Source organism: Allokutzneria albata (genome assembly GCF_900103775.1).
Classification (GTDB): Bacteria; Actinomycetota; Actinomycetes; order Mycobacteriales; family Pseudonocardiaceae; genus Allokutzneria; species Allokutzneria albata.
In genome coordinates this window covers 1,551,444-1,562,098 of the sequence record NZ_LT629701.1, presented here as the reverse complement: position 1 = coordinate 1,562,098, position 10,655 = coordinate 1,551,444, and the positions used below count along the sequence as shown (strand labels likewise).

Here is a 10,655-nt window from a genome sequence, read left to right as displayed (position 1 = left end):
GCCCCCGACGGCGGTAACACTTGCCGGGACCTCGGCTGCCGACTAGGCGTTTAACCTGGTCGCGTGCCTCTCGTGGAAGTCACCCATGCGCCCTCCGTCCCCGAGCGCACGCTGCGCGAACTCGGGTCCGTCCTGCCGCACCTGGTGTCCGTGGCCGTCGAGTGCCCGGAGGAGCCCTACGACGGTGACCTGCAGCCCGGTGACGTGGAGATCCGATTCCGGCAGCTCGGGCCGTTCGACCGGTGCGGCCTGCCGGTCGTGGTCGAGGTGCGCTCCAAGTACTTCGAGAGCCGCGCCGCCAACCGCCAGGACCGGGTGGACGGGCTGTACCAGGACATCGCCAAGGCCACCGGCCTCGACGACTTCGGCGTCTACCTGTCACTCCCAGTCGCCGCGTGGGCACAGGAATAGCACGGCGCCGGGTCGCCCGGGGTGGCGAGCAGATCCGGCGCCGCGTCCACCGTGGACGGGCAGCACTTCCGGCAGAGCGGAAACGTCAGGGCAGGAGGAGCCCCCAGTAGAACGCCCAGGGCACGAACAGCGCCCCACCGGCCAACACCACGCCCCGCCGAACTCGCGCGCCCACCCCGGCTCCGGCCAGCTCACGCCCGGTCCGCAGCACCGTCAGCACCATCAGGACCACCACCGCCACCGACAGCACCTGCATCCCGAGCCACGGCAGGGTACGCCCGAACACCAGCGGCCCCAACGGCAGCTTTCCATTGCTCAGCAACAGGAACACGTAGATCATCCAGCCCGTCACCACGGCGAGGCTCGCTGCGGCCAGCCAGTGCGCGCGACTGCCCGCACCAGGTCGCCAGCGCCGCACGAACCCGCTCAGCCCGTAGCCCAGGAACGCCAGCACCAGCACCGCGAGCACGGCGATCTGGACCTTGCCGGTCTCCCACGCCGCCAACGGTTCGAGCGGCCTGGTCGTGACGTCCTGGTGCGGCGCGGGATCGGCGCTGTTGGCAGTGGGTAGCTCGCGGACCCACGAGCCGACCAGCTCGGCGTAGCCCGGCACGAGCTCCGGAAGCCGTTCGAAGCCGGTCACCGTGCGGTGCGCGCCGTGCTCGCCTTCGGGGAACACGCGCAAGGTGTGCCGTGGCACGTTCTCCCGGAAGACCCGCAGGCTCTCACCGGGCGGGGTGAGCCGGTCCTTGGCGCCCCAGATGCCGAGCGTGGGTTGCCTCAGCCGCCGCAGTACCGGAACCGGGTCGTAGTCGGCCTGCGGGAACAGTCCATTGTGGATGATCTGGCGCATCCCCTTGTCCGCGACGGCGTCCACCATCGACCCGGACACGCCCATGCGGACGAGCCGTTCCCGCACCGCCCAGGCCTGCTGCCGGCTCGGGGTGCCGCCGTTGGCGCCCACGGTGATCAGGAAGGCCACGTCGTCGGAGCGCGAGGCGGCCAGCGGCGCGGTCCACCCACCCTCCGACAGGCCCCACAACCCCGCCTGGGCGGGGTCGACCTCAGGCCGCGCGCGCAGCACGCCGAACGCGGTCAGCGCGTCGTTGGCGAGCTGCGAATAGTCGCGCTGCGACTGGGAGTAGCCGACAGTGCGCTTGTCGTAGAGCAGCGCGACGATGCCCTGCCGCGCGAACGCCTCCGCGAACAGCCGGTACTGCGCGCGCTTGCCGGGCCCGGACCCGTGCACCATCACGACGCCGGGGCGTCGATCGGCACCGGGCGGGACGAAGAGAGTGGCGGGCGTGGTGACGTCACCCAGGTCCAGGGTGAGGTCCTTCGTCGTGAAGTCGTCCGCGTGCGCGGCGGGCGGTAAGAGGAACAACGCGGCGAACCCGATCAGGGCCGCGCGTTTGCATCGGAGCAGCACGAAGTGCTCTCCTTTCTGTGGAAGTGCGTACCTCAGGCGTGATCGTGCGGATTTCCGTTCCCGGGACACCGAGCGGCAACTCGGTGTCCCGGTCCCTTTTCTCAGTCCTCCTCGGGTAGCGGCGCCGGGAAGGCGATGAACCTGGTCAGGATGCGGCGCGATCCCGGAGCGGCCTCTTCTTCGGATACCTGGAAGCGCTTGAGCAGCTTCATGTACTCCTCGAAGAACTCCATCAGCTGCTCACCGGTGACCCGGATCGACCCGCGCGAGAACGGCATCGCGTCGGCCCACTCGCCGAGCCGGTCCCGCTGCGCCTGGAACCGCGCGAACAGCTCCAGGTCGGCGGCGAACTGCTGCTGGTGCAGCTCGTCCAGAACCGCGCTCATCTCCGGGGTCTGCTCGCTGCGCCGGGGGAAGCGGAGGTCCTTTGGCGGCGAGCGCCACCACCGCTCCCGCCCCTTGGCCAGCTCGGGAGCCTCCTCGATGAACCCGTGCTCGGCCAGCCTGCGCAGGTGGTAGCTGGTCGCCCCGGTGTTCTCGCCGAGCGCCTTGGCCAGCGACGTCGAGGTCGCGGGCCCGCGCTCGGACAGCAACCGCAGGATGCTCTGGCGCAGCGGGTGCGCGAGCGTCCGCAGCGCCTCCGGATCGGTGATCTCCCTCGGCTCGGCCATAGTTACAAACTAGCCTTTGCAAACCCGGGTTTGCAACTAGCCGCGGGCAAGCCCTATCACCGCTTGCCGAGAACCAGGACGATCACCGGCCCGGAGCGCCCGGGATGTCCTCGTTCAGGCTGCGGACGGTGGAGCACACCGAGGGACCGGGTCAACGCGCTGCCCCACGTCCCGGTTCGCCACGAGCGCCCGCACCAGCTGCCCCGTCCCAGCGCACTGAAAGAACCCAAGCGGTGCACGTGAGATCGGCACGCAGGCACAGCCCTGCCCACTCGGTCATCTGGTTCGAAGGACGACCTCTAGAAGGGTGCGGGTTCGGCGATGGGTTCGAGTTCGGTCTCGATCACCCTGCCACTCGGCGTGGTCCACGCATGCGTCCCATCGGGGCGGTTCTCGCAGGACCAGTTGGAGTGGGTCTTCATCCGGTGGTGGTGCCTGCACTTGGGCCGCAGGTTGGCGATGGTGGTGTTGGTGCCGTCGAAGGGACAGCAGTGGTCCACGTCGCAGCGGTGCGCCGGTTGGTTGCAGCCGACCATCGTGCACGTGGGATACCGGGCGTTGATCAGCTCGCGTTGCGCGGGGGTGGGCCGGTAGGTGGTGATGTGCTCGGCCATCCCCGTCACCGGGTCAGTCAGGATGCGCTTCCAGATCCCGTTCGCCGCCACATCCGCCACGATCGGCGCGGGCAGCGGCCCGTACCCGGCCAGCATCACCGGGTCCTTGGTCAGACCCAGGATGTTGGTGATCGGCATCGTGAGGTTCACGCACACCTCCCCCTGCGGTGCCGGGGTGTCCTTGCCCATCAACAAATCCGCGGCCACATCGGATCGCTTTTGGTCGAGGGTTCGGTCATCCTTCGGCAACGCCCGCGCGATGCGGTCGATGCGATCGAAGGCCAAGGCCGCGTCGAGGGCGGGCAGCACGACGCGCAGGGAGCACATGCCGTCGTCGAGGTTGAACTTCTCCACCAACCGCTGCTTGCGCTTCTCCTCATGACGGCGCAGGGCTGCTTCAGCGTCGAGCTTGAGGACATAGCGCCGGGCATACCGCTGGCTTGCGGTGTAGTTGTGCGTGGCCGCATGCGCGATCAACACCGGCTCGGCAATCGCCTGGTTGGCGGCGTCGAGGACACTGACCTGATCAATGATCATCAACGCCTTACCCTCATCAATCCGCCCCTCCGACAACGCCTCCAACACCACCGGGTGCTCCACCAGCGACATCGCCCGATCAACGAGCTTGTTGCCCTTGACCTGAGAGACACGCAGCAGCGGCATCAGGACATCCCCGGCGTACTGCTGCACTTGCGGATCCAGGTCGTCATAGAGCTTCATCAGGGTTGAGGCGAAGTCCGCCACCGCACGCCCGATGGCGGCGTAGGCGGCGACGAGTTCGTCTTCGATATCGGCAGGGGCCATACTCCCATTTTAGCGTCTGCAAATAGTGGATCATGGCTCTACGGAGTGAACTTTCCCTTACACCCCAACGGTTCCGGAAAACGAAAGCCAGTTCCAGCTGGCGCGAGGTAAGGCTGGAACGGTCGGCTTTACCTGGGGTGCGCGTGCCATACGCTTCCCGCGAGGGCCGGAGTTTCATCCCGTGCCCCTGAAAGGCCCAGGGGCACGCGCAAGGGGCCCCAGGTCAAGCCGACCCCACGCCGGAACCAGCCAACCCCCGCTGCAGCCAGCCACACCCCGCCGGAACCAGCCAACCTCGCCGGAACCAGCCAACCCCCCGCCGCAACCAGCCAACCCCGCCGGAACCAGCCAGCCCCCGCTGCAACCAGCCGACCCCACGCCGGAACCAGCCAGCCCCCGCCGGAACCAGTCGACCCACGCTGGAAAACAGCGCAGCCATGTGTTTCAGACTTCGGCCACAACGGCACGCTTGCGCCGCAACAGCTCCCGCTCCGCCACCTGCTCTGCCAGCTCGATGGCCTCGTCGTAGGCGCGCACGGACTCCGCATCCCGGCCCACGCGGTGCAGCAGGTCCGCGCGGACCGCGTGGAACAGGTGGTAGCGGTCGAGATCGAGCGCTTCGACCAGTTCCAGTCCGACCTGCGGCCCCTCGACCTCGGCGACCGCCACCGCGCGGTTGAGCGCGACGACCGGGCTCGGCGCGACCACGAGCAGCTGGTCGTAGAGCTGCACCACCTGGTGCCAGTCCGTCGGCGCGTCGCTGTGCACGGCGTTGATCGCCGCCTGGATCTGGTAGGGGCCGGGTTGGTTGCGGCGCAAGCACTTCCGCACCAGCGCCTGCCCTTCGGCGATGAGCCCGGCGTCCCACAGCTCGCGGTCCTGGCCGGCCAGCAGGACCACCTCCCCCGTGCCGGTGGTGCGTGCGGCCCGGCGCGACTCGACCAGCAGCATCAGCGCCAGCAGGCCGGTCACCTCCGGCTCGTCCGGCATCAGCGCGGCCAACTGCCTGCCGAGCCGGATCGCTTCCCCGCACAGCCCCGCCCGGCCCGCCGCGTACCCCTCGGTGAAGATCAGGTAGACCACGGCCAGCACCGCGCGCAGCCGGTCCGGCAGATCGGCGTCGCCGGGCACCCGGTACGGGATGCGCGCGTCCCGGATCTTGCCCTTCGCCCGCACCAGCCGCTGGGCCATCGTCGGCTCGGGCACCAGGAAGGCGCGGGCGATCTCCGCCGTGGACAGCCCGCCGAGCAGCCGCAGCGTCAGCGCCACCCTGGCGGCCGGGGCCAGCGCGGGATGGCAACAGGTGAAGATCAGCCGGAGCCGTTCGTCGCGCACGGGCCCCTCCTCCTCCGGCTCGCTCGCCGCGTGCAGCAGCGCGGCCTCGGCGTGCCGCTGGTCCCGCGTGGCCTCCCGGCGCAGGCGGTCGACGGCGCGGTTGCGGGCGGTGGTGATGATCCAGCCGGCCGGGCTCGGCGGGAGGCCGTCCCGCGGCCACGTCCGCACCGCGACGGCGAAGGCGTCCTGGACCGCCTCCTCGGCGATGTCGATATCACCGAAGACGCGGACCAGGACCGACATCGCGCGCCCGTACTCCTCGGTGAAGATCCGGGCTATGTCCACTTTCAGCAGAACCCGTCGTGCATCGGCCGCACCTCGATCGGCAAGGTGATCACTTTCGCCAGCCGCTCGCCCCACTCCAGCGCCTCGTCCAGGTCGGCGGCGCGGATGACGGTGAACCCGCCCAGGTGCTCGCGGCCCTCGGTGAAGGGACCGTCGGTGACCAGCACCTCGTCCCCCTCGGCCCGCAGCACGGTCGCGGTGCCCGGATCGTGCATGCCGCCCGCGAAGACCCAGGCGCCCTTCGCCCGCATCTCCTCGTTGAGCGCGTCCAGCTCACGCATGATCGGCTCCAGCACCTCGGGGGCGGGGGCCGGACCATCGGGCTGGTAGATGCTGAGCATGTACTGCTTCACGGTGTGCCTCCAACGGCTCGTTCGGGCGTTTCCACCCTCTACACGAACGCCGGGGGCGCAAATCGACACGGCAGCCGGGGATTCTTCTTCCTCCCCACCCCGGCCTGGTCGAAGAACCGGGAGTGAAGCGGGCCAGAACAGAGTGGGGCGATGAGTTCCGCATCCGCACCCCGGTCCTTGAGCACCAGCGGCAAGCAGTGGTTCTGGGCCGGCACGCTCGTGTTTCTGTCGTTTGCCCTTCCGGCGGAAGGCTTGAGCGGCCCGTCCTCACCCGCCGCCCGTGCCGCGAGCGTGGACGTCACCTGCACGGGCGCCCTCACCTCGCATTTCACTCCCGGTCTGTCCGTCGACGTCCGCACGATCACCGTGCGCGGCGAGGGCGAGCTGACCCGTTGCCATTCCGGCGACCCGGCGCTGACCTCGGCCACGACCACCTACACCTCGCGCGGCCAGTACAGCTGCACCGGTGGAAGCGCCCGCCGCACGTACACCGTGCGCTGGAGCAACGGCCGGGCCAGCACCATCGAGACCACCACCGGTTACGAGAACGACCCCAAGGGGCAGCGGCTGCTGATGAGCAAGGGATCGGTCACCTCTGGTGAGTTCGCTGGCGGCACAGCGGTGATCATCGCGTCTCTGCCGGTCACCCCTCCGGTGGCCTGCACCAGCTCCGAGGGCATGAGCGAGATCACCGTCCCGGTCGCGGTCACACTCCTCAAGCCCTGACAGGCCGCAGCTGTGCTCACAGCGCGTAGTGGGCGATCATCCGGCTCAACTCGGTGATGTCGGAGCTGCCCTTGAACTCCAGCCGGACCTTGCCGAGGCCGCTGAACCACAGCTCCAGCTCGGCGTCGAGGTCGAAGGTGCCCGCGGTCTCCACCGAGAACGCCTGGATCTTGCCGTAGGGCAGCGAGGTGAAGTCGCGCTTCTTGCCGGTGATCCCCTGGACGTTGACCGCGATCAGCCGCTTGGTGGTGAAGGCCACGAAGTCGCGGACCGACTTGAACGCGGCGACGACCTCCTCACCAGGGATGATCAGGGGGCCGATCGACCCGAGGACGTCTTCCACCCGACACGGGGACAGCTTGAAAACGGACGCCTTCTGGAAGTCAATCATGGGACCACCGTAGCGTTCACGCCGAACCGACCGGACCGACCGAGGAAACACACCGTGCTCACGATGCAGGAAGCGTTGCTCGCGCTGACCAAGTACTGGACCGACCGCGGCTGCATGATGGTGCAGCCGTTCAACACCGAGGTCGGGGCGGGCACGTTGAACCCGGCGACGGTGCTGCGGGTGCTCGGGCCCGAACCGTGGCGGGTGGCCTACGTCGAGCCCAGCGTGCGGCCCGACGACGCGCGCTACGGCCAGAACCCGAACCGGCTGCAGACCCACACCCAGTTCCAGGTGATCCTCAAGCCGGACCCGGGCAACCCGCAGGAGTTGTACCTGGGCAGCCTGAAGGCGCTGGGCATCGACGTGGACGCCAACGACGTGCGCTTCGTCGAGGACAACTGGGCCTCCCCCGCGCTCGGCGCGTGGGGGCTGGGCTGGGAGGTGTGGCTGAACGGGCTGGAGATCACCCAGTTCACCTACTTCCAGCAGGCCGGCGGGATGACGCTGGACCCGGTGTCGGTGGAGATCACCTACGGGATGGAGCGGATCATGATGGCGCTCCAGGGGGTGGACCACTTCAAGGACATCGCCTACGCGCCAGGCATCTCCTACGGCGAGGCCTTCGGGCAGGCCGAGTACGAGATGAGCCGCTACTACCTCGACGACGCCGACGTGGCGACCAACCGCAGGCTGTTCGAGGACTACGCGGCCGAGGCGGAGCGCCAGCTCGAACAGCGGCTGCCGGTGCCCGCGCACTACTACGTGCTCAAGTGCTCGCACACCTTCAACGTGCTCGACTCGCGCGGCGCGGTGTCCACGACCGAGCGTGCGAAGGCGTTCGGGCGGATGCGCGGCCTGGCGCGGCGGGTGGCGAAGCTGTGGGCGGAGCGCCGCGAGGAGCTGGGGCACCCGCTGGGCGTCGCCGAGGTCCCGTCCGCGGCCGTGCTGCCCGCGTCGCTGCCCCAGGTCGACGCCCCCGCCACACTGCTGTTCGAGATCGGCACCGAGGAGCTGCCCGCGGCCGAGGTCGCGCGCACGGCCGACGCGGTCCGCGAGTCGATCACCACCCGGCTCGGCGCGACCCGGTTGGAGCACGGGGAGATCCGGGCCTACGCGACCCCGCGCCGCGTCGTGATCACCGTGGACGCCGTCGCGCCGCGCGAGGCCGACGCGGAGCGGACGGTGAAGGGGCCGCGCGCCTCCGCCGCCTTCGACGCCGAGGGCAACCCGACCAAGGCCGCGCAGGGCTTCGCGCGGGGCCAGGGCGTCGACCCGGCCTCACTGCAGAAGATCGACATCGACGGCGTCGAGTACGTCGGCGTTGTGAAGACCGAGATCGGCCGTACGGCGGTCGAGGTGCTCAGCGAGCAGCTGGCGCAGGTGGTCGCCGAGCTGCGCGCGGACAAGAACATGCGGTGGAACGACCCGAAGCTGTCGTTCACCCGTCCGGTCCGCTGGCTCGTCGCGCTGCTCGGCGACGTCGAGGTGCCGGTCGTGGTCTCCTCGCTCGCCGGCGGCCGCGAGACCCGCGTGCACCGCACCGCCGCCTCGCCGACCGTGTCCGTCCCGAGCGCCGACGACTACCTCGATTTCCTTGCGCAGCACGGAATCGTGGCCGACCCGGTCGCGCGCCACGAGCAGATCGTCGCCGCCGCTGCCGAGCTCGCGGCGTCGGTGGACGGCGTGGTCGAGGGCGAGGACGCGCTGCTCGACGAGATCACCAACCTGGTCGAGCGGCCGAACGCGATCCTGGGCTCGTTCGAGGAGCGCTACCTGGAGCTGCCCGCGGAGATCCTGACCACCGTGATGCGCAAGCACCAGCGGTACCTGCCGGTGCGCGGTGCGGACGGCTCGCTCAAGCCTCGGTTCGTCGCCGTGGCGAACGGGGACTGCGACCCGGACGTGGTGCGCGCGGGCAACGAGGCGGTGCTGCGGGCCCGCTACGAGGACGCCGCGTTCTTCTGGCGCGCCGACCTCGAAGTCAGCCCGGAGACGATGAAGGCCGGACTGGACAAGCTCGCCTTCGAGGAACGGCTCGGCTCCATGGCCGACCGCGCCAGGCGGATCGCGGGCATCGCGAAGGCGCTCCCCGTCGATCTGTCCACTGAGGACAGTGCGACGCTGGAGCGCGCGGCCTCGCTGGCGAAGTTCGACCTCGCCTCGCAGATGGTCGTCGAGCTGACCAGCCTCGCGGGTGTGATGGCGCGCGAGTACGCGGTGCGCGCCGGCGAGTCCCCCGACGTCGCGACCGCGCTGTTCGAGATGGAGCTGCCCAGGACCGCAGGCGGCACGCTGCCGTCGACGGTGCCCGGCGCGGTGCTCTCGCTCGCCGACCGGCTCGACCTGCTCGTCGGCCTGTTCGGGGTGGGCGCCAACCCCACCGGCAGCTCCGACCCGTTCGGCCTGCGCCGCGCCGCGCTCGGGGCGATCGGCGTGCTGCGCAGCGTCCCCGCGCTGCGCGAGGTCAAGCTCAGCGCCGCGCTGGAGATCGCGGCGGAGCAGTTCCGCGCGCAGGGAGTGGAGATCGCGGAGTCGGCCCTGACCGACGCGCGGGACTTCGTGCTCCGGCGCTACGAGCTGCACCTGATCGACGCGGGCAACCCGCACCAGTTCGTCGCCGCCGTGCTCCCGCTCGCCGACAGCCCCGCGACGGCCGACCGCTCGCTGGCCGAGCTGACCCGGCGTGCCGGTGACGCGTCCTTCGGCGAGCTGGTCGCGGCGTTGCAGCGGGTGCGGCGCATCGTGCCCGCCGACACCTCCGCCTCCTTCGACCCCGCGCACCTGAAGGAGCCCGCCGAGGTCGCCGTGCTCGACGCGCTCGGCGACGCCCGCGACGCGTTGCCCGCCGAGGCCCCGCTGAGCGTGTTCGTCGACGTGGCCGAGGTGCTCACCGCGCCGATCAACACCTTCTTCGACGACGTCATGGTGATGGCCGAGGACCCGGACGTGCGCGCCGCGCGGCTGGGCCTGCTCGCCTCGATCCGCGACTTCGCCGGGCGGCAGCTGGACTGGCAGGCGCTGGGCACCGAACTGGTCAGGTGAGCAGCCGCTCCATCGCCAGCTCCAGCACGTCCTGACGGCTTCTCGCGCCGTGGTCGGCAGCCAGGAAGTGGTTGCCGACCACGAGCGAGAAGGCCAGCACGCTGCGGATCTCCACCTCGTCCTCGTCTTCGCAGAACGCGCGGAACAACGTGCGCGCGTACTCCATCCGCCGGTTGTCCACGCGCCGCAACCGCTCCGCGACCGCCGGATCGCGCCGGGCCCAGTCGCGCACGGCCAGATCCACCGGCAGCAGCTCCGCCGAGAAGCTCAGCGCACCCGCCCGCCGCACCTTGCCGCGGGGATCGCCGCCCTCGGTCTCCACCCGCTCGATCACCTCGTCGGTGCCCATCCGCTCCCAGGCGTCGAGCATCTCCTCCAGCAGCGCCTGCCGGTTGGCGAAGTGCCAGTAGAAGCCGCCCCTGGTCACGCCGAGCGCCTTCGCGAGCGGGTCCACCCTGACCGCTTCCGGACCGCCCGCGGCGAGGGCGCGCAGGCCCTCCTCGATCCACTTGCCGCGCGGGGTCAGCGTCGGCGCCGCCATCACTCGCTCCTCTCGTGAGGCGTACCGCGTTGACTCTGCCATCCGGCCGGTCC

The 10,655-nt window shown here is 70.2% G+C and carries 10 protein-coding genes; 3 read left to right on the top strand and 7 right to left on the bottom strand.

Going from position 1 to position 10,655, the window contains the following annotated elements:
• The first annotated feature begins 63 nt into the window (after window positions 1-63).
• A complete protein-coding gene (locus BLT28_RS06735) occupies window positions 64-411 on the top strand; it encodes a hypothetical protein (protein ID WP_030433668.1) in 348 nt (115 codons plus the stop codon).
• Between the two features lie 85 nt (window positions 412-496).
• Here BLT28_RS06735 and BLT28_RS06730 read toward each other — a convergent pair whose 3' ends face one another.
• From BLT28_RS06730 to BLT28_RS06710, 5 genes are all read right to left on the bottom strand, one after another.
• On the bottom strand, window positions 497-1,840 hold the full coding sequence (locus BLT28_RS06730) for an alpha/beta hydrolase family protein (protein ID WP_162184955.1): 1,344 nt from the start codon (window positions 1,838-1,840) through the stop codon (window positions 497-499).
• 101 nt (window positions 1,841-1,941) lie between these two features.
• Complete coding sequence (locus BLT28_RS06725) at window positions 1,942-2,511, bottom strand: ArsR/SmtB family transcription factor (protein ID WP_030433670.1); 570 nt, start codon at window positions 2,509-2,511, stop codon at window positions 1,942-1,944.
• Between the two features lie 299 nt (window positions 2,512-2,810).
• Window positions 2,811-3,929, bottom strand: a complete 1,119-nt coding sequence (locus tag BLT28_RS06720) for an HNH endonuclease signature motif containing protein (RefSeq protein WP_083383677.1) — start codon at window positions 3,927-3,929, stop codon at window positions 2,811-2,813.
• A gap of 444 nt (window positions 3,930-4,373) precedes the next feature.
• Window positions 4,374-5,555: an RNA polymerase sigma factor gene (locus BLT28_RS06715; protein ID WP_030433211.1), complete on the bottom strand. Its 1,182-nt coding sequence runs from the start codon at window positions 5,553-5,555 to the stop codon at window positions 4,374-4,376.
• Window positions 5,552-5,902: a YciI family protein gene (locus BLT28_RS06710; RefSeq protein WP_030433212.1), complete on the bottom strand. Its 351-nt coding sequence runs from the start codon at window positions 5,900-5,902 to the stop codon at window positions 5,552-5,554. Before BLT28_RS06710 ends, BLT28_RS06715 begins: the two co-directional genes overlap by 4 nt.
• Window positions 5,903-6,052: 150 nt before the next feature.
• Between BLT28_RS06710 and BLT28_RS06705 the strand changes: the two genes are divergently transcribed.
• Window positions 6,053-6,628 carry a hypothetical protein gene (locus BLT28_RS06705; RefSeq protein ID WP_156051748.1) on the top strand — a complete coding sequence of 192 codons (576 nt, stop codon included), beginning with the start codon at window positions 6,053-6,055 and terminating at the stop codon, window positions 6,626-6,628.
• Window positions 6,629-6,644: 16 nt separating this feature from the next.
• Here BLT28_RS06705 and BLT28_RS06700 read toward each other — a convergent pair whose 3' ends face one another.
• Window positions 6,645-7,019: a PH domain-containing protein gene (locus BLT28_RS06700; protein ID WP_030433209.1), complete on the bottom strand. Its 375-nt coding sequence runs from the start codon at window positions 7,017-7,019 to the stop codon at window positions 6,645-6,647.
• A 63-nt stretch (window positions 7,020-7,082) separates the two neighbouring features.
• Between BLT28_RS06700 and BLT28_RS06695 the strand changes: the two genes are divergently transcribed.
• Complete coding sequence (locus BLT28_RS06695; protein WP_043813959.1) at window positions 7,083-10,061, top strand: glycine--tRNA ligase; 2,979 nt, start codon at window positions 7,083-7,085, stop codon at window positions 10,059-10,061.
• Here the strand turns inward: BLT28_RS06695 and BLT28_RS06690 are convergent.
• A complete protein-coding gene (locus BLT28_RS06690; protein WP_030433207.1) occupies window positions 10,054-10,602 on the bottom strand; it encodes a TetR/AcrR family transcriptional regulator in 549 nt (182 codons plus the stop codon). The two genes, BLT28_RS06695 and BLT28_RS06690, sit on opposite strands and share 8 nt — an antisense overlap.
• Window positions 10,603-10,655: the final 53 nt, after the last annotated feature.